Annotated in this window: 20 protein-coding genes; 18 read left to right on the top strand and 2 right to left on the bottom strand. The window is 38.8% G+C overall.

Annotated elements, in window-relative coordinates:
• The first annotated feature begins 77 nt into the window (after nucleotides 1-77).
• A complete protein-coding gene (locus PQ511_RS14885; protein ID WP_273852684.1) occupies nucleotides 78-284 on the top strand; it encodes a DUF6501 family protein in 207 nt (68 codons plus the stop codon).
• 96 nt (nucleotides 285-380) lie between these two features.
• Here the strand turns inward: PQ511_RS14885 and PQ511_RS14880 are convergent, their stop codons facing one another.
• The gene (locus PQ511_RS14880) at nucleotides 381-1,619 is read right to left on the bottom strand and encodes a YeeE/YedE family protein (RefSeq protein WP_273852749.1); all 1,239 of its coding nucleotides are present in this window, start codon (nucleotides 1,617-1,619) and stop codon (nucleotides 381-383) included.
• Nucleotides 1,620-1,845: 226 nt separating this feature from the next.
• Here PQ511_RS14880 and PQ511_RS14875 point away from each other — a divergent pair, with 226 nt between their 5' ends.
• The 14 genes from PQ511_RS14875 to PQ511_RS14810 all read left to right on the top strand — a co-directional run bounded on the left by PQ511_RS14875 (nucleotide 1,846) and on the right by PQ511_RS14810 (nucleotide 12,986).
• The gene (locus tag PQ511_RS14875) at nucleotides 1,846-2,913 is read left to right on the top strand and encodes a nitric oxide synthase oxygenase (protein ID WP_273852683.1); all 1,068 of its coding nucleotides are present in this window, start codon (nucleotides 1,846-1,848) and stop codon (nucleotides 2,911-2,913) included.
• Nucleotides 2,914-2,931: 18 nt separating this feature from the next.
• Nucleotides 2,932-3,228 (top strand): antibiotic biosynthesis monooxygenase family protein, encoded by a 297-nt coding sequence (locus tag PQ511_RS14870; RefSeq protein ID WP_273852682.1) that lies wholly within the window; start codon nucleotides 2,932-2,934, stop codon nucleotides 3,226-3,228.
• 106 nt (nucleotides 3,229-3,334) lie between these two features.
• Nucleotides 3,335-3,754, top strand: coding sequence for a DUF4395 domain-containing protein (locus tag PQ511_RS14865; RefSeq protein WP_273852681.1), 420 nt, complete (start codon nucleotides 3,335-3,337; stop codon nucleotides 3,752-3,754).
• A gap of 102 nt (nucleotides 3,755-3,856) precedes the next feature.
• The gene (locus PQ511_RS14860) at nucleotides 3,857-5,170 is read left to right on the top strand and encodes a lysine N(6)-hydroxylase/L-ornithine N(5)-oxygenase family protein (protein WP_273852680.1); all 1,314 of its coding nucleotides are present in this window, start codon (nucleotides 3,857-3,859) and stop codon (nucleotides 5,168-5,170) included.
• A gap of 74 nt (nucleotides 5,171-5,244) precedes the next feature.
• On the top strand, nucleotides 5,245-5,868 hold the full coding sequence (locus PQ511_RS14855) for a methanogen output domain 1-containing protein (RefSeq protein WP_273852679.1): 624 nt from the start codon (nucleotides 5,245-5,247) through the stop codon (nucleotides 5,866-5,868).
• A gap of 90 nt (nucleotides 5,869-5,958) precedes the next feature.
• Nucleotides 5,959-6,150 (top strand): hypothetical protein, encoded by a 192-nt coding sequence (locus tag PQ511_RS14850; protein ID WP_273852677.1) that lies wholly within the window; start codon nucleotides 5,959-5,961, stop codon nucleotides 6,148-6,150.
• 86 nt (nucleotides 6,151-6,236) lie between these two features.
• On the top strand, nucleotides 6,237-6,371 hold the full coding sequence (locus PQ511_RS14845; RefSeq protein ID WP_273852676.1) for a hypothetical protein: 135 nt from the start codon (nucleotides 6,237-6,239) through the stop codon (nucleotides 6,369-6,371).
• 462 nt (nucleotides 6,372-6,833) lie between these two features.
• Nucleotides 6,834-7,661: an aldo/keto reductase gene (locus tag PQ511_RS14840; RefSeq protein ID WP_273852675.1), complete on the top strand. Its 828-nt coding sequence runs from the start codon at nucleotides 6,834-6,836 to the stop codon at nucleotides 7,659-7,661.
• 81 nt (nucleotides 7,662-7,742) lie between these two features.
• Nucleotides 7,743-8,294 (top strand): hypothetical protein, encoded by a 552-nt coding sequence (locus PQ511_RS14835; protein WP_273852674.1) that lies wholly within the window; start codon nucleotides 7,743-7,745, stop codon nucleotides 8,292-8,294.
• A gap of 197 nt (nucleotides 8,295-8,491) precedes the next feature.
• Entirely contained in the window at nucleotides 8,492-9,670 is a 1,179-nt protein-coding gene (locus PQ511_RS14830) for an acyl-CoA dehydrogenase family protein (RefSeq protein WP_420541713.1), read from the top strand.
• A 180-nt stretch (nucleotides 9,671-9,850) separates the two neighbouring features.
• On the top strand, nucleotides 9,851-9,997 hold the full coding sequence (locus PQ511_RS14825) for a hypothetical protein (protein WP_273852673.1): 147 nt from the start codon (nucleotides 9,851-9,853) through the stop codon (nucleotides 9,995-9,997).
• Nucleotides 9,998-10,072: 75 nt separating this feature from the next.
• The gene (dacB, locus tag PQ511_RS14820; RefSeq protein ID WP_337957774.1) at nucleotides 10,073-11,473 is read left to right on the top strand and encodes a D-alanyl-D-alanine carboxypeptidase/D-alanyl-D-alanine endopeptidase; all 1,401 of its coding nucleotides are present in this window, start codon (nucleotides 10,073-10,075) and stop codon (nucleotides 11,471-11,473) included.
• A gap of 132 nt (nucleotides 11,474-11,605) precedes the next feature.
• Nucleotides 11,606-12,349, top strand: a complete 744-nt coding sequence (locus tag PQ511_RS14815; protein WP_273852672.1) for a metallophosphoesterase family protein — start codon at nucleotides 11,606-11,608, stop codon at nucleotides 12,347-12,349.
• A 19-nt stretch (nucleotides 12,350-12,368) separates the two neighbouring features.
• Nucleotides 12,369-12,986, top strand: coding sequence for a hypothetical protein (locus PQ511_RS14810; RefSeq protein WP_273852671.1), 618 nt, complete (start codon nucleotides 12,369-12,371; stop codon nucleotides 12,984-12,986).
• On the opposite strand, the gene PQ511_RS14805 is transcribed toward PQ511_RS14810, so the two are convergent.
• The gene (locus tag PQ511_RS14805; RefSeq protein WP_273852670.1) at nucleotides 12,983-14,008 is read right to left on the bottom strand and encodes a YeiH family protein; all 1,026 of its coding nucleotides are present in this window, start codon (nucleotides 14,006-14,008) and stop codon (nucleotides 12,983-12,985) included. The genes PQ511_RS14810 and PQ511_RS14805 overlap by 4 nt on opposite strands.
• A gap of 109 nt (nucleotides 14,009-14,117) precedes the next feature.
• Here PQ511_RS14805 and PQ511_RS14800 point away from each other — a divergent pair, with 109 nt between their 5' ends.
• The 3 genes from PQ511_RS14800 (at nucleotide 14,118) to PQ511_RS14790 (ending at nucleotide 17,758) form a co-directional block, all read left to right on the top strand.
• The gene (locus tag PQ511_RS14800; RefSeq protein WP_273852669.1) at nucleotides 14,118-14,987 is read left to right on the top strand and encodes a LysR family transcriptional regulator; all 870 of its coding nucleotides are present in this window, start codon (nucleotides 14,118-14,120) and stop codon (nucleotides 14,985-14,987) included.
• 81 nt (nucleotides 14,988-15,068) lie between these two features.
• Nucleotides 15,069-17,288 (top strand): DEAD/DEAH box helicase, encoded by a 2,220-nt coding sequence (locus PQ511_RS14795; RefSeq protein ID WP_273852668.1) that lies wholly within the window; start codon nucleotides 15,069-15,071, stop codon nucleotides 17,286-17,288.
• An 83-nt stretch (nucleotides 17,289-17,371) separates the two neighbouring features.
• Nucleotides 17,372-17,758: a VOC family protein gene (locus PQ511_RS14790; RefSeq protein WP_273852667.1), complete on the top strand. Its 387-nt coding sequence runs from the start codon at nucleotides 17,372-17,374 to the stop codon at nucleotides 17,756-17,758.
• The last annotated feature ends 155 nt before the right edge of the window (nucleotides 17,759-17,913 follow it).

The raw sequence follows: 17,913 nt of genomic DNA, 5'->3' as shown, positions 1-17,913 counted from the left end.
ATGAGAGAGTAGCGACATCCTTTATCTTATCGCTACTGTCATGTAAAATAGAAAGATAGTTGAAAGGAGTGAATAAAATGATTCATCAAACATGGAAAGAGTCAGCCACGATAAAAAAAGTGAAATGTATACATACTGATGCGAAGAAGTATATGGTGAACCGCGTTTTAACAGAAGGAAAAACTTATGAAGTGAAAAATGAAACGGAAGAGTTTTTATTCGTTGTAGACAATAGTGGTAAAATCGGTGGATTTTATAAAGAGTATTTTGAAGAGGTAAAATGAATAGAAAAAAAGCCAGATCATCGTTGATCTGGCTTTTTAAAATAATTGTTGCTTAAAAAAGGGCAAATGGGTAAAGTCCAACGTTCCTACTATCGCTTAACAAAATTGATCATTTTTATTTGGATTTTTTAATCCAAAGAGAGGTCGTAAATAGAGAGCAAGATAGGAACCTGCTAGTGCTACAATCATCCAAACCCATCCATGTAAACTAAATGATGCTATGCCACCGAAATAGGCCCCGATATTACAACCAAATGCTAATCTCGCTCCATAGCCCATTAATAAACCACCGATAATAGAAGCAGCCGCTAATTTAAGAGGAACTCTTCTCATTACAAATGCGCCTCCTGCGCCAGCTGCGACAAAAGCACCGAGAATCACACCAAAGTTCATGACACTCGTTGAATCATTTAAAATCGATTGTTGAAGTGCTTCTCCTTTAGGGCCTGACCAATATCCCCATTGTGTGACATCAATGCCAAGAAACAAAGCGATTTTTGATCCCCATAACGCGAACGCAGATGTAATTCCCCAGGGATTACCGCGCGAAATTAACGTAAGTGCATTTAAGACACCTAATGCTATAGCCGCCGTCCAAATTGGCCATGAACCTCGAAAAATTCGTTTCCAGCCAGATGTGGTTGGTAGAGGTTTCATTTTCGGAGGTTGTCGTTTTTTGGCAATGAACTTAACTGCAAAGAAAATGAGTGCAAACAATAAAAGCTGTACGATCCAAGCACCAAAATAACCGAGTCCAGTATCTTCAGCGAGGGAAACAGCTTGAAAAGATGGCATTTTATTTACCCAAAAGTCAAAGTGCCAGGCCCCAATAACGGATCCGATAATAAAACCGAAAAGTGTTAACAACATCTCAGTTTTCCCCCACCCGACCGTATAGAGGGTACCTGAAGCGCAGCCTCCACCAAGTTGCATCCCTATCCCGAACAAAAAAGATCCTACGACAACGCTTGTGCCAACCGGAAAGACATATCCAGTCGGAGTCGTTCCAAATAATCCGAAACCGTTCGAAAGGATCGGTGCAAACAGGGTGCTTGCTACTGCTAACATAAGCATATGTGACTGGATTGCTGTTCCGTTACCTACACTTAATAATTGTCTAAAAGCAGAAGTGAACCCAAATCTTGCATGTAATAGACAGTAGCCTAGTAATAGACCTAAACCAAATAAAATCATTTGTTGAACACCTTGATCTAGCCATAAAATGAATGCGAGAACACCAATGACTAAAAATCCCCCTGTTAGAACGGGTTTTTGTGGTGCCTTTAAGAAAGGTAATTGTAAATTCGTTTTTGAAGAGTGAACTGGCTGTTCCATCATGATAAAGCACCTCATTCCGATGTTTTTAGTATGAATTGATTTGTATATCCTACACGACATTTTTCCATCTGTAAACCATTCCGCATTGATAATTGACGAGGAGGATTCTTTCTAACGATAGGGATTGTGCTATAATGACAGTTGGATCATAAGAAAAGGATTTATTTATCACCAGCTGAAGATTAGGTTATGAAACCGTCTCAGGCTATTGGAGGTTGAGACAATGGAAATCGAGCAATTCATTCAAAAAGCTTTTGATTTTATAGATCAAGCCTATGCCGAATTAGATGTTGAGCCATCACGTTTAAAGGACCGAAAAAAAGAAATAGAGCATGAAATTATTGAAACAGGTTCCTATACGCATACATATGAAGAACTATCTCATGGGGCTAAGATGGCCTGGAGAAACAGCAATAAATGCATAGGACGACTTTTTTGGAACACGATGACAGTTTTGGATGCCCGTTTTGCTAAGACTCCTGATGAAGTAACACGTGCACTCATCCATCATATCCGCATGGCTACTAACGGAGGGAAGATTAAACCAACTATTACGATTTTTCAACCTGGCATTGTTCGGATATGGAATCATCAGCTCATACGCTATGCAGGCTATGAAACGGATAAAGGGATCGTTGGTGATCCTGATTCAGTCATGTTTACTAAGGAAGTGATGAAACTTGGCTGGCAAGGAGATGGAACGGGACATGATGTACTCCCGCTTGTTTTCTCAATTGAAGGTGCTAAGCCAAATGTCGTAGAAATCCCGAGTGAAGAAGTACGCGAAGTTGACATCCAGCATCCTGAATACAACTTCACTCCATTAAATGTTCGTTGGTATGGTGTACCCATTATTTCAGATATGAGATTAGAAATTGGAGGCATTCACTATCATGCTGCACCATTTAATGGTTGGTATATGGGTACTGAAATTGGTGCAAGAAATCTGGCGGACACGGACCGATACAATTTATTGCCGGATGTAGCAAAGGTGATGAATCTTGATACAAGTTCAAATGCAACATTATGGAAAGACCGAGCATTAGTAGAACTAAATCGAGCAGTGCTGTATTCCTATCAGCAGTCAGGCGTCAGCATTGTCGATCATCATACGGCTGCAAAACAATTTAAAAAATTCGAGCAAAACGAAGAGAAGGCAGAAAGAGAGGTTACTGGAAATTGGACGTGGTTAATACCACCGATGTCTCCAGCGACTACCCATATCTTCCATAAACCTTACAAAAACAAAATTGTAACACCGAACTATTTTTATCAGCCAAAACCTTATTAAACACAACTGGGGGTAGACATGGTTATTGAAAAAGCTTACTTCACCATTCATGCAGGGCTTGAATCGGAATTTGAGGCAACATTTAAAGAAGCTGTGCTCTTCATTGCGGAAACAGAAGGATACATGAATTATCGCTTGTTAAAATCAATTGAAACGGACCGTAAATACATCATACTCATTGAATGGGAGACGCTTGCCTCGCATACTGAAGGCTTTATGTCATCCGATCGATTCAAAAAATTCACTTCTTTAGTTGATCCATTCATTGAAAATGTAGAGATGGAACATCTTGCACCCCTTCAATCAGATGATTAAGCCCACTTTTAGTGGGTTTTTCTTATGAGCCAATCTCTATACAAGCGATAAAAAAAACGGTATGCTAGGATTTAGACATATTCCTATATGAAAGGTTGGATTTAAATTGCCTTCATCCATACCAAGACCACTTGTACGATTAAACCAATCGTTTATTTTTCTATTTGCCACAGCTTATGTTTTCTTTTCACATTGGATTTTTCTTGCTGTACCGCTTGTTGCAGGCTTAATGGGTTTGATTCTTAAATTTAATCCGGTTATGAAAACTGGTAAGTTATTTCTGAGAAAACCTCTGCATCTTTATATTCCTGAAGATATGGATCAACAAAATTTCAATCAAAAAATTGCGGTATCCCTTCTTACCATATCCTTAATCTCTCATTGGTTCTCGATGCAGTGGTTAGCGATCACGGCTTCAGTCTTAGTAGCATTAGCGTCATTTGTTGCGATACTAGGTTTCTGTGTAGGTTGCTTTGTTCGATTTCAGTGGAAGCAATATCAATATAGACGGTCTCAGCATACTTAAAGACAGCGTGGCTGTCTTTTTTTTTAACTGAAAAACCTGAAAAGTTAATTTCTGATATACTTAGGATAGAGAGAAGATGAAGAGCAGAAAGGATAGGGTTGGATGAAAGAGAATATTTACGACTTAATCGGGGTAGGAATTGGACCATTTAATTTAGGACTTGCAGCATTATTGGACCCAATAAATGAAGTGGATACTTTGTTTTTTGATCAAAAACATGAGTTTGACTGGCATCCAGGTATGTTAATCGAAGGAACTAGGTTACAGGTGCCTTTCATGGCGGATCTAGTCACGATGGCGGATCCAACAAATAAATATAGCTATTTAAACTATTTAAAACATCATAATCGCTTATATCCTTTTTATTTCTTACAGAGACTTGAAATGCCTCGTAATGAATACAATCATTACTGCCAATGGGCTGCAAACCAGCTAGAAAGCTGCCGATTTGGTACGAAGGTGACGAGCATCGTTCCGATTGGAGATCCAGTAGCTCATTATGAAGTGATTGTAGAAGAACTGGAAACACGAGAAGTAAATACGTACTTAGCTAAAAATATCATTTTGGGTGTTGGAACAGTTCCGTCTTTACCTCCATCACTTAAGGGTATGAAAGAAGAGGATGTTTTTCATTCATCGACATTTCTAGATCATACTGAGCGCTGTCATGATGCAAAAAGTATTACGGTTATAGGTTCAGGACAAAGCTCTGCAGAAATTTTCCGGGAATTATTGAAAGCTCGAAAAGAAAATGGTTATTCACTAAAATGGATAACTCGCTCCCAAGGATTTTTCCCAATGGAGGAAACCAGGTTAAGTCTAGAACATTTTTCCCCTGAATATATCGATTATTTCTATGATCTTCCTCAGGCTCAAAAAGATGAGATTTTCAGTGGCCAGCAACTTTTATATAAAGGAATCAGCCCACATACAATTACAGATATTTATAATCTTCTATATGAACAGTCTGTAGGCGGGGAAAAAATGGATGTAACATTAATGCCATTAACTGAAATCAACGGAATGAAAGAAAAAGAAGATGGTACTGGTTATGAGTTAGAATGTCGTCAGTGGCAGAAGGATAAAAAATTCCTAATCGAAAGTGAAGTAGTTGTCGCTGGAACGGGGTACCGCCCGTTAATACCAAAGTGTCTTGAAGATTTAAATGATCTGATTGAGTGGGATGATAAGGGGCGATATCAAGTAACAAAGGATTACCGTCTCCGTTTAACGAAGGAATCAGATTCAACGATTTTTGTCCATAGTGGCATGCAACACACGCACGGCGTAGGTTCAACCAACTTAGGGCTGGCGGTTAATCGCAATAAAATCATTATTAATGAACTGTTAGGAAAGGAGATTTATCCTGTCCTTGAAGGGAATATTTTTCAACAATTTGAAGTAGAAGAGCAATGAAGCTTTTCAAAGTTATCAAATTATTCTAAGATAGAAGAAAATAGAAAGGGTCTGGTGATGAGTGTGATTGTCTCATGAAACAAAATCATCCACTAACAGCCAACACGTTTCTTGCGAAGCTGCTTACTCAATATGCGAATATTCATCATAGAGCGATTGGGTCTGCAGCAAATGAATATATTAAACAGCTTGGAATAAAAACGGGAGAGTGGCTCGAATCTCATTATCGCAATGAAGTTGAATGGACACCAGATGATTATGCGAGGGTGATTGTTGATATCAAAAATTCGATCGGTGGAAATTTTTTTATATCTGAAGTCACACCTTCTTATGTGATTGTGAAGGCGAATCGTTGTCCATTTGGAGCGGAAGTAGTGAATGCTCCTCATCTTTGCGCCATGACATCGAGTGTGTTTGGAGGAATTGCAGCAAGGCAATTTAAGTATGGAGAAGTGAATCTTCGGCAAAGAATCGCCCTTGGTGATCCTGCCTGTGAAGTCATGATCGCATTTGAACCAGGAATTGAAACGGGAGATCGTTATGAAAACCTTTCGATTACTCCTGAAAATGGTGATCCATTTACTTGGGAAGAAGACACCATTACGCTATTAAATCAAGAGTTAAAACGCAGCGATGAGATGGTTATGAAATTGGTTGAAGAATTGGAAGACCTTAAAAATCAAGTTGAAAATCGTTAGAAGTAAAACCAGCTGAAATAGCTGGTTTTTTTGTATGAAATTCTGAATTTATCAGAAACTAAATTTAAAGACAAAAAGGAGTGGTAGAACATGGATAAAAATGCCAGAGGATATGTTCAGGAGAGCTGTCAGGCTCTAGAAGAAGCCAGTCGTTGTTTACAACAAGCTTTATCTACTGTTGAAAAGGGAGAAAATAGGGATAGAATACAGCAATCACTTGATGGACTAACAGCTGTTCAATCTCATTGTAGTGAAACGGCAAACGTCCTTTCACAACAATAATATTTTGAAGAAATTTCAAAAATGAAGTTTTAGAAGAAATAAAATCGGAAATGGTGGACTAACGTTACACATAAGGAGGGAAAATCATGAGTCTTTTGTTTGGCAAAGGCATGCAAGCATTCGAACAGGATGCGAAAGCTGAAAGAGAAAAAGTACAAACTTCTCCTATCGCACACTCGGATAAAAAATCCAGATTAAAACAGAAACCCACTAAATTCTAGCCATCCTTTTGGATGGTTTTTTTATTGATTTATAAAGGTTCCGTCAATACACTATGCAAGAAAAAATTGGCAAAAAGGTTTTTCCTGCAAAAGTTGCTGCTATGATAATAACTCAGCATATTCAATCCTATTAAAAAGATCCATTCATTATTAAGGAAAGTCTTTGAAAAAGGTGAAAGTAAGCAAGTTTATATTTTTTCCTGAGATGATGATAATGTCACTTTTTTGTTAAGTGCCTTTGTTTATTTAATCATAGGAGGTTTGAAAGTAGATAATATCTTGTATGCCCTTATTGATCGACTCATTTTAAGTATTAGAAAGCCTCGAAATAAAAAACTTTAATGTAGATTATGCACCAGTTCTCCTGACATCGAAGAGTCCAAACTGTAAAATTATGATTAGATTATGAACAGAATGGGAAAAGTCTGTTTGTGAGCATAAGACAATTGGAGGAGATTACAAATGACTAAACAGTGGACAAAAACAACATTGCATAACGGCGTTGAAATGCCAACGCTAGGTCTTGGTGTTTGGAAAATGGAAAACAATGACGAAGTTAAAACAGCAGTAAATGCTGCAATTGATGCAGGATATAAAGCGATTGATACTGCAGCGGCTTACAAAAATGAAGAGGGCGTCGGGGCAGCTATTAAAGAAAACAGCACACCCCGTGAAGAACTTTTTATTACCTCAAAAGTTTGGAATGACGATCAGGGTTATGATTCGACCCTTAAAGCATTCGATGATACAGTTTCGAAGCTTGGAGTAGATATGTTAGATCTTTACTTAATTCATTGGCCTGTAGAAGGCAAATATAAAGAAACGTGGAAAGCGATGGAGAAGCTATACAACGATGGTCGCGTTCGTGCTATTGGAGTTAGTAATTTCCATCCACATCATCTTGAAGATTTAATGAAAGATGCTGAAATTAAACCAATGGTAAACCAGGTAGAATTCCATCCACTTCTAAATCAAAAAGAGCTTCGTACGTATTGCAAACAGCACTCCATTCAAATGGAGGCATGGTCACCGCTTGCTCAGGGGAAACTGTTGGATCATGAAGTAGTAAAAGAAATTGCAGAACAGCATGGTAAGTCAACAGCGCAAGTGATTATTCGCTGGGATCTTGAACATGAAGTTGTCACGATCCCTAAATCTTCTAATCCTGAGCGCATCAAACAGAACTTTGACGTTTTTGATTTTGAGTTAACACCAGATAACATCAGAGCCCTTGACGAATTAAACGAGAATGAACGCATGGGTCCTGACCCTGATAACTTTGATTTTTAATTTAAAGCCGGCAGTATGCCGGCTTTTTGTATGCAACCATTTCTTACTTGCTTCGTCTACAAAATGAAGGGAGAGAGAGTAATGGGAAGATGGCTTTTGGGGGTTACATTACTATTATTAATCGGAATGTTTTTCTCAGGTGTCTGGTTTACCATGATTCGAGAAGATCAGACGAGAATAGAAGCTGTGGATGCTGTAGAACCTACTGTACAAAATGATGATGGCCAAGAATATTATGAACCAGGTGAGCCTTATGTAGAGGAAGATATGGATGGGAATGAATTTTTTCGATTAGAAGTTCAGGTGTTGGAAGAAATTCCTGCAGAAGCAGATTTAAAAGAATTAGATCCATCAAAAGAATACATTGCATTTGAACTATACGCGAAAAACAACCAAGAGTCTGGTCTTGACTTCAAACCTTATTATTCAAAACTAAAAGTAAATGGTTCTCAATTAGAGCCAGAGGATTTTATCATTCTTGAACAAGATGGCTGGAACAAATTCATAATGAAAAGCAATAGTTCATTTCGGATTGCGCTGATTTATCCTGTTGACAAAGATGCGAAAGAAATGACACTAGTGATCTCACCAGAATTTCATTATAAAGATATCTTGTATAAATGGATAAGGTAGCCATTGTCAACCGTCCCTTAGGTTTAAAAACCTCAATGATTATTAGAACAGAATTAGAAGCAACTACAAGTGAGTTAGGTTCCGTTTTCTTTCCTCAGAAATAAGGAGATATGCTTTTTCCGATCAGATTACTGGAGATTAATTCCTCTTGTAGTGTAGGATAGAAAGTATAGATTAATCGGAAAGGCTGGATCCTTATGATGAATCACTTGTACCACTCTTATGTAAAAAATGATCGACAGAAGCAATTATTAGAGATGACGAATACGCTCTCTGATTCGTTTTCTAAGAGGGCTGAAAAAATTGATAAAGAAGGACGGTTTCCTTTTGAGAATTTTGAGGAATTAAAGAAATCTGGTTATGTGGCTTTAACCGTACCAGAAAAATTTGGTGGTGAAGCGATTGATTTATATGAATTCGTCATGCTTCAAGAGCGAATTGCTACAGGAGATGCAGCTACAGCACTCTCGATTGGCTGGCATCTTGGTCTGATGCTAGAAATGAGAGACGAACAAACATGGTCAGATGACGTTTTCGAACGATTAAGTAACCTCATTATAAAAGAAAATGCTTTATTTAATCGTGCAGCATCAGAGCCTGCAACGGGAAGTCCGACACGTGGAGGTATGCCTCAGACGAAAGCGATTCATAAAGATGGAAACTGGATTCTGAATGGCCGCAAATCCTTTACTTCAATGGCGCCTGGCCTTCAATATGCACTCGTTTCTTCACAAATTGGCGATACTGGAGAAAAAGGTTTTTTTCTAGTGGATATGAAAGCGCAAGGGGTAGAAATTGAAGAAAAATGGGATACGATGTCAATGAGAGGAACGAGAAGTGATGATCTTGTTCTTCGCCATGTTGTATTACAGGAAGATGCTCTAATTGAAGGACCGGAAAACCCAAAAAATGAGTTACCTAAAGCCTGGCTTCTTCATATTCCTGCATGTTATCTAGGCATTGCAATTGCTGCTCGTCATGAAGCAGTTTCTTTTGCTTCTACGTATTCTCCAAATAGCCTTCCGGGTCCCATTAAAGAGGTGCCTGAAGTACAGCGGAAAATCGGGGAGATGGAATTAGAATTGATGCGAGCGAGAGAAATGATGTACTCTGTTGCTAACCGTTGGGTATCAGAGCCTGAAAAGAGGTCTTTTATGGGTCCTGAACTCGCTGCTGTAAAGCATGTGGCCACAAATAGTGCAGCCAAAGTTGTGGATTTAGCAATGCGAATCGTAGGAGCAAGAGCGCTTTTTAAAGACAATCCTATGCAGCGACATTATCGAGATGTAAGGGCTGGTTTACACAACCCGCCAATGGATGACGCGGTTATTTCAATGCTTGCTGGAAATGCCCTTAATCAGCACGAATCTTCCTAATGGAAGGTTCTTTTTTTAGGGGAAATGCAGTAAAATCGGCCTTGTTTAGACGTGTTTTTATCAAAAAAACCGATCATATTCCAGCATTCTAGGCAAATGGAATTAAAAAAGTCGTAAAAAAAGGAATTCTTTATCCGAATAGCGAAATAGATCATTAAGAAACGAAAGGAGGGGAGGAAAGTGAGAGAACGTCGAACTGTTTCTTTAAGTGGAAGCTTATTGTTAACTTATCCATGGGAAATGGAGCGTAAGGAACAAACATTAAAAGAAGAAGGCGCCTATACAACTAATAATCAAAAAGAACAGGAGTTGAAAGGAAATAAATGATTTCTTTTGATGAACGTATAGTAACTGAAGCATTCTAGATCAGAGCCGTGCGAATGAAATTATCGCTTCGGCTCTATTTTAATTGGGGAGGATGTTTGTGCTATTTTAAATCAACTGTCTTTACATAACGTATTACATGATAAACGGCTCCAAGGAGCCATTGCAGGTGTTAGCGTGCGATGTGCAAAAAGTGGGGAGATGCTTTTCAATCATTTTGGAAATACACGTTTAACCCCTGCTTCAAACATGAAGCTCATTACTGCAGGAGCTGCTCTCAATACGCTTGGACCTGATTACAGGTTTACAACTGAAGTTTGTACTGATGGAAAATTAAACTCCGGTGATTTAATCGGGAATCTTTATTTAAGAGGAAAGGGTGATCCCACTCTATTGGCTAAGGATTTAGAAGATTTCGCCTTAAAGCTTCAATCACTTGGAATGAAAAGGATTCAGGGAAACTTAGTGGGTGATGAATCATGGTTTGATGATCAGCATCTTTCGGAGGATATGGTATGGAGTGATGAACATGAATATTATGGTGCACAAATTTCAGCGCTTACCATTTCCCCGAATACCGATTATGATGCGGGTACCATCATGTTGACTATTTCTTCAGAAGGAGAAATCGGCGATTCACCTGAATTTAGTGTGTCTCCTAAAACTCATTACGTAGACGTTATTAATCTAGCAACGGTCGTTTCCTCCAAAGAAGAAGGGGAACTAGGCATCAAACGAAATCATGGCTCAAACACTATCGTTTTAACAGGCACTGTCTCTCAAAATGCTGCTCCCGAAACCAAGTGGATTGCCGTCTGGAACCCTGCTTCTTATGCTATTGAGGTATTTTATGAAGCGCTAGAACGTTATGGAATCTCTATATCTGGTCATAAGAAGATTGCGTCAGCACCTGAGGATGTGAGTACGCTTCTTACCAGGCCGTCTATGCCTTTATCAGAATTACTCATCCCGTTCATGAAACTGAGTAATAACGGTCATGGAGAAATTTTTATAAAAGAGATGGGGAGGGTACGCAAAGGAGAAGGTAGCTTTGACGCTGGATTAGAAGTGGTTAAAATGTTTTTGAAAGAGGAAGGATTAAATCCTGATAACATGTGTTTGCGAGACGGTTCGGGTATCTCGCAAATGAACCTCATTCAACCAGACGAAATTACGAATCTTTTATTTAAATTACAAAACAAAAGTTGGTTTCTAACCTTTTTGAATTCATTACCAGTAGCGGGTTCACCAGAACGATTGGTAGGGGGAACGTTAAGGGACCGATTCGGTGGGACGACAGCAGAAAACATTGTATTCGCAAAAACTGGATCTCTTATAGGCGTAACCTCTTTATCTGGCTATATTAAAAAGGAAGAGCCTCTTATATTTTCGATTATGATCAATCACTTTCTTGATGAAGAAGAAATCGAGAAAGTGGAAGATGACATCATACTCGTTTTATCGGAGAATGCGTTGTAAGATGGCTGCGACTGCGGCCTTTTTTTATGGAGTATTACAGAACTCTTGAAATACTATCATGTAATGAATTTCTCGTTGATTGATCCTATGACTGGTATAATAGGTATGAATATTAAGGGATGGAGGCAAAACATGGAGCGAATTGCGATCATTTCAGATATACATGGGAATATGCCTGCATTAAAGGCCGTATTGAAAGATAGTGAGGACAAACAGGTCACAGAAATTTATTGTTTAGGAGATCTCGTTGGGAAAGGACCAGATTCTGAGTTGGTGGTTGATCTTATAAGAGAACATTGTAATATTGTGGTTAGAGGAAACTGGGATGAAAATATGGCTACCCATTCTGAATGGCAAACTATGAAGTGGCATCAAGCCGTTTTAGGGGAGGAGCGATTAGCATACTTACGAAGCCTTCCATTTCAACACGACTTCTATTTAAGTGGTCAACGAGTTCGACTTCTTCATGCATCACCTGAAAGTGTTCATGTACGAGTCTATCAGAGTGATCCTTTAGAAAAGAGACTGGCAATGTTTCAAAACACAAAGGAAACTGGTGGGTTTCTTAATACAGAAAATCAGCCAGATATTGTAGGCTACGGAGATATTCACTGGAGCTTTGTGCAATACTTGCGTGAGAAAACGCTCTTTAATACCGGAAGTGTGGGAAATTCACTTGAAAGACCTGACGCTTCTTACGTTATATTAGAAGGTCATTTACACTCAGAAAAAAAAGAGAGTTATTCAATCACGGTCATTCGTGTACCTTATGATAATGAAATGGCGGTTCAATTGGCGAAACAAAAGCAGATGCCAGATCTAGAACCTTACATAAAAGAAGTGCGAACGGCGCGATACCGGGGATGGAAGGATTAGTTTATAGAAGGGGGATTTCATGCTTAAACGACTCTATCAGTATCTTTTATTTGTTTGTGTGATCTTATCCGTTTCAACAATCTGGTATGAGTCTCCCTTTCAACAGGAGATCCTAATTGGCACATGGATTGTCTTCTTTATTGATTACATCGTTTTTCTTTATTTATCGAAAAGTCGATGGGAATACATCAAAAGTCATCCTTTTGATTTAATTGCTTTAATCCCTCTTGACTCCATTTTTCAAGGAGCAAAGCTTGCTAGACTTTATCGATTATGGAGAATTAAAACAATTGCAAAACGGTTTAGTAATCCCATACTCGGTAAGGCAATGGGAATGTCTCCTCAAACTTGGTTTTTAACAAGTTTTGTGTTCGTCATTGTTTCAACTTTCCCATTTTACTTCTACGAGCCTGTAGTTGATTCTTTCCAGGATGCCGCGATTTGGTCATTGGGTTCAATTATCTTTGTTGGGAGATTTTCCGTAGAACCGACTTCCTTCATAGGTAAAATGGTGATTATTCTTCTTACGATTGTAGGTATTCTTCTTCACGCTTTAATCGTGAGAACCGCTTTTCGATACGTCGATTATTTACGAAAAAAATGGTCATCCAAAGAAGATGACCATTCTGAAGCCTAGTAAAACCACTTAACGACAAAGAAAGTGCCAAGTGATAGCGTGATCGATACGATTGTGATAATCGCCATTGGTTTTAAGGCTTTATTTTTCAAGTCTTTTAAACTAACGCTTAACCCGAGTCCCACCATAGCAGCGGTTAAGCACCAAGTTGTCATCTCTGTCACGACATTCATCGCTGAATCTGAGAAGGGGATAATAGGACCTAGTAGGAATGTTCCTACTAGACTCATGATCACAAAGCCAACTAAAAACCATGGAAAGGGAACTGTTTGTTGAGACCCTTTGTTTTTGCGTTTCATCAGATACATAAATAAAAAACATACCGGGACAAGGAGAAAAACCCTTCCGAGCTTGGCGAGTAATCCCATTGCTAACGCTGTTTCTCCTCCCGGTGCTGCTGCTAGAGCAACGTGAGCGACTTCATGTAGTGAAATTCCAGACCATACGCCATATTCGCTTGAGGTTAATGGAAGGATTGGGCGAAGAATGGTATACCCAATGGAAAAAATTGTTCCAAATAAAGCAATGATGCCAACCCCGATTGCAGTATCTTCTTCTTTCGCTTCAACAATTGGTGCAACAGCTGCAATTGCAGCAGCTCCGCAAATCCCTGTACCCGCACCTAAAAGAAGTGTAATAGCCTTATTAGCATTCATCACTTTAGAAAGCCAAACAGATGACAGGATAGCAAATGCAACAACAATTGCTCCTAGTAATAAAATAGGTAATCCGTCTTGAAGAATCATACTAACATTTAATTTCATTCCATATAGAATGATCGCAAACCGAAGTAGTTTTTTTGATGAAAAGGTGATGCCTTTTCTAAGCCACTCAGGATAGCCGACCACTTGTCGATAAGCGATCGCAATTAAAATCGCCGAGGCAAGTTGCCCAGTAAGCTTAAACCCTGGAAGCATCGCCAAAAAGTAACCTAATAATGCAATAAAAAACGTAAAAGCAATGCCGAGAATCCAGCGTATGGGTTTCGGTAGCGTTTGCTGATGTCTTAACGTGTTGCTCATACTCTTTCCTCCGTTTCTCCTTCTATAGTTTACTTCACAAAGTATTATAAGTGAAATAATTATATTGAATGGTTATAATAAGTAATAGCTTATAGTTAGGGGTGAGGAATTGGACCAGCAGTTAAAAGTATTTGTTACAGTCGTCGATAAGCGAAATTTCTCCAGAGCAGCTGATGAATTGCACATGACACAGCCTGCCGTTAGTCAATATATTAAAAACTTAGAAGAGAGTCTTGGTACTAAGTTATTAGAAAGAAACAACCGATCGGTAGAAATGAACAAAGCTGGTGAAATCGTATATCATCATGCAATTGAGTTATTAAACTTATATTCAAAAATGAACTATTTATTGGATGACTTGTCAAACCGAGCAAGTGGTAAACTGACAATCGGTGCGAGTTACACTTATGGGGAATATGTTTTGCCGCATGTTATTGCTTCAATACGAGAAAAGTATCCTCTCATCACACCAGCTGTCACCATTGGAAATTCCAGAGAAATTGGAGATCTTGTTTATTCTCATCAGCTAGATGTTGGCATTATAGAAGGAGATTATCCAGCACGAGACATGAAAGTAGATAGTTTCACACAGGATGAAATGGTTATTGTAGCAGCTCCTTCACATAAAAATATAGATCATGGAAGCACTCTAGAAGACGAAATGTGGATCGTACGAGAGGAAGGGTCTGGAACGAGAGAAGCGACCGAAAAGATGTGGGAACTCCTATCGATTGACCCTTCTCAAAAAATGGCATTTGGCAGTACGCAACTCATTAAAGAGTCCGTCGAAGCAGGAATTGGTATAGGCATCCTTTCAAAATGGACGATTCGAAAAGAATTAAAACTTGGAACCTTAAAAATTCTTAAATTGCCTAACTTTAAATATACACGAACTTTTTCTATATTAATGCGCTCTCCTTTTCAAACGAAAGTTCTTGAAGTCTTTCTTAATCACGTTCATTCTCACCATAAAGCATAAGGGTTAAGTAGAGAGTTATTGGTGAGCATGATATAGTATAGAAATTGTAAAGTATGAAGAGTTAAAAGGAAGCGATCGATAATGAAAGAAATGATAGAAGAATGGCAATTAGCACTTCGTGCGGAAATAGCCCATTTAAAAAAGTTTGGAAGTAGACCAATACGAATTGTTAACGGTCGATTATTATCCGGCGAGGATTTTCGCTACTATTTTGATGCACGTTCGCCTATTCAGATTCCATCTGGATCAAAAATACGCATTGAAATGAAACATATAAAACGCGAAGGAAGAATGTTATCTTCTGAGGGGAAAAATGTCATTCTCGGCCTTGAAGGTGATTTTGGCGATGAAATAAGAGAAGCGGATCTTTACCATGATCCATGGGAATTGCTTGATGAGCTACACGAACGCCTTGAGGAAATAAAAAAAAGTAAAAGAAGGTTAGCGCGTGTTAGCAAATTAATGAATCCACCCAAAACGCTTAAACATCCTGAAGAAAAAATTAAGAGTCATCTTCACGAGTTGATTCTTAGGTCTAAATACAATCCTGTAACCTATGTATGGGGGCCACCAGGTACTGGTAAAACGCACAATCTAGCAAGAGCAGCCGCAAACCACTTTTTTAAAGGAAAAAGTGTTCTAATATTATCGCATAGTAACCAAGCTGTCGATGTTTTAATGCGTGAAATCGCTCTTTTTGCAGAAAAAAGGGAGAAGTTTGAAGAAGGTAAAATCATGCGCTATGGTCTGCAGCGTGACGTTCCTTCTATTTTACCACTTTATACAGATCAGTTACTTATGGCGCAACACCCAAATCTTGCTGAAGAGAAAGCTAGTCTAATAGAGGAACGGAAGAATTTAAAAGAGGACTTATCACATTCCTTTAGCAAACGTGATTCAAATCAGTTGCTAAAGGTAGAGTCTAAATTAGGGAATGTTCTTGAAAAGATTCGGCGTAAAGAAACAGAATTCGTTAAAAACGCCTCTATTATTGGAACTACTTTAACAAAAGCAGCGATTGATGAGACCATCTATCGAAAACGAGTGGATGTGGTCATTATTGATGAGGCAAGTATGGCGTATGTACCCCAAGCGGCATTTGCTGCTTCGCTTGGCAAAAGGGTTGTGATATGTGGTGATTTTAAACAGCTTCCCCCTATTGCGTCAGCCAGGCACCCACTCGTTTCAAAATGGTTGAAAGAAGATGTTTTTCATCGGGCTGGTATTATTGAAACGGTTCAATCAGGTAACCTTCATCCGCAACTGTTTTTATTAAATGAGCAGAGGCGCATGCATCCTGTTATTTCCGCTTTTACAAACAAAACGATTTATCATTCTCTTGTTAAGGACCATCCCACTACTGCTCAGTTAAGGAAAGGCATTGTCGAAAAACTTCCTTTTAAAGGAATGGCTTCCGTTCTGATTGATACAAGTCATACTGGCGCATATTGTTTTACCGGGCAATCTTCTAAATCTCGGATGAACTTGTGGCAACTCTTTTTGTCTTTTCAAGCCATTTATGAATCATTGCAATCAGGAATGACTTCGATTGGGTATGTCACACCTTATCGTGCCCAATCGAAACTCATGGGGTTACTGAAAGAAGTTCTCTTGTCACCGACTGTACAAGCAGATATTCTTTCAGCAACTGTTCATCGATTTCAAGGAAGCGAACGCGATATGATGGTGTTTGATACTGTAGATAGTGATCCAGAATTCCGTCCTGGAATGCTTCTGACAGGAAATAATAGCGAACGTTTAATCAATGTAGCCATGACCCGTACGAAAGGGAAATTCATCCATGTTAGCAACGTAGACTATTTCAAAAAGCGGATGTCTCATTCAAAAACGCTCAGGCAATTAGTGGAGCACCAGGTGCAGAAAAGTGAACGAATTGGACCTACTCAAATAGGAAAGTGGGTTACACACCAACATCCTCAGTTGAAATGGAGTCATGCTTTAAATACAGATAGTGTATTTAAAGATATTCAACAAGCAAATGAAATTATCATTTCGATTCCAAACGGTACATCGTTATCAAAAAAATGGATACAAACGTTGAAATCTGCATCAGGCAAAACCACCATCCTTTCCCCAAAGATCCTTCAAGATATTCCGTTGGCGATTCATGTGGAATATGATGTGCCGTTTCCGTTTGTTGCCATTGATCGAAAAGTATTCTATCTTGGTGTGCCATTTGAAGGTATGAAAGATGTTCTTCCACCAGCGGTTTCAGTTAGGTTGGAATCAGCACTCATTACTGGTGAGCTTCTAAATCAAATTCTCCCATCAGAGGCTTAGGAAGGAATACTTTTGGTTTTCTTCAATTGCGTTACTGTGTTAAAGTTACAGTGAATAATGAATTGAACGAAAGCAGGTGACGTATGGGAATACAAAAACTTGAACATGTTGGGGTACAAGTGCGAAATATTGAAGCATCAAAAGGGTTTTATCAAGGAATGATTGGACTTGAATTACTTGATGAATTTGATCATTCGGATGGTAATAAAAAACTCGCTTTTCTTGGTTTTAATGGAGAGATTTTAGTAGAGTTAATCGAAGGATATAATTCAAATTTACCAACTGAAGGGAAAGTTCACCATATTGCCTTTACAGTTGAAAATATTGAAGAAGAACGCACACGTCTGCATGATCTAGGTGTAACGTTTATTGATGAAGGTATCAACCGATTACCAAATGGAGCAAAGTATCTTTTTTTCGCAGGTCCAGACGGCGAATGGCTAGAGTTTTACGAACCTGCACATAAATAAGCTGGGTAAACTCAAAAAGCAGTGTCTCCTGTATAAGGGCACTGCTTTTTTCAAGCGTTCCAATCCATTCGGTTCTGAACGCTCGTTTACGCTTTTCTTGTCTGAGCAGGAAACTCTTAAAATGTGGAGGCATGTTGTAAGATAAGAGAGAACTT

The organism is Guptibacillus spartinae (assembly GCF_028610625.1).
Classification (GTDB): Bacteria; Bacillota; Bacilli; order Bacillales; family Guptibacillaceae; genus Guptibacillus; species Guptibacillus spartinae.
Note: the sequence above shows the minus strand (reverse complement) of the source record. Positions and strands in the feature narration are given on the sequence as shown.

Excerpts from the sequence above, each read along its gene's own strand:
- PQ511_RS14885 (WP_273852684.1), top strand. The coding sequence starts at position 78 with ATGATTCATCAAACATGGAAAGAGTCAGCCACGATAAAAAAAGTGAAA.
- PQ511_RS14880 (WP_273852749.1), bottom strand. The coding sequence starts at position 1,619 with ATGGAACAGCCAGTTCACTCTTCAAAAACGAATTTACAATTACCTTTC.
- PQ511_RS14875 (WP_273852683.1), top strand. The coding sequence starts at position 1,846 with ATGGAAATCGAGCAATTCATTCAAAAAGCTTTTGATTTTATAGATCAA.
- PQ511_RS14870 (WP_273852682.1), top strand. The coding sequence starts at position 2,932 with ATGGTTATTGAAAAAGCTTACTTCACCATTCATGCAGGGCTTGAATCG.
- PQ511_RS14860 (WP_273852680.1), top strand. The coding sequence starts at position 3,857 with ATGAAAGAGAATATTTACGACTTAATCGGGGTAGGAATTGGACCATTT.
- PQ511_RS14855 (WP_273852679.1), top strand. The coding sequence starts at position 5,245 with ATGAAACAAAATCATCCACTAACAGCCAACACGTTTCTTGCGAAGCTG.
- PQ511_RS14850 (WP_273852677.1), top strand. The coding sequence starts at position 5,959 with ATGGATAAAAATGCCAGAGGATATGTTCAGGAGAGCTGTCAGGCTCTA.
- PQ511_RS14845 (WP_273852676.1), top strand. The coding sequence starts at position 6,237 with ATGAGTCTTTTGTTTGGCAAAGGCATGCAAGCATTCGAACAGGATGCG.
- PQ511_RS14840 (WP_273852675.1), top strand. The coding sequence starts at position 6,834 with ATGACTAAACAGTGGACAAAAACAACATTGCATAACGGCGTTGAAATG.
- PQ511_RS14835 (WP_273852674.1), top strand. The coding sequence starts at position 7,743 with ATGGGAAGATGGCTTTTGGGGGTTACATTACTATTATTAATCGGAATG.
- PQ511_RS14830 (WP_420541713.1), top strand. The coding sequence starts at position 8,492 with ATGATGAATCACTTGTACCACTCTTATGTAAAAAATGATCGACAGAAG.
- PQ511_RS14815 (WP_273852672.1), top strand. The coding sequence starts at position 11,606 with ATGGAGCGAATTGCGATCATTTCAGATATACATGGGAATATGCCTGCA.
- PQ511_RS14810 (WP_273852671.1), top strand. The coding sequence starts at position 12,369 with ATGCTTAAACGACTCTATCAGTATCTTTTATTTGTTTGTGTGATCTTA.
- PQ511_RS14805 (WP_273852670.1), bottom strand. The coding sequence starts at position 14,008 with ATGAGCAACACGTTAAGACATCAGCAAACGCTACCGAAACCCATACGC.
- PQ511_RS14795 (WP_273852668.1), top strand. The coding sequence starts at position 15,069 with ATGAAAGAAATGATAGAAGAATGGCAATTAGCACTTCGTGCGGAAATA.
- PQ511_RS14790 (WP_273852667.1), top strand. The coding sequence starts at position 17,372 with ATGGGAATACAAAAACTTGAACATGTTGGGGTACAAGTGCGAAATATT.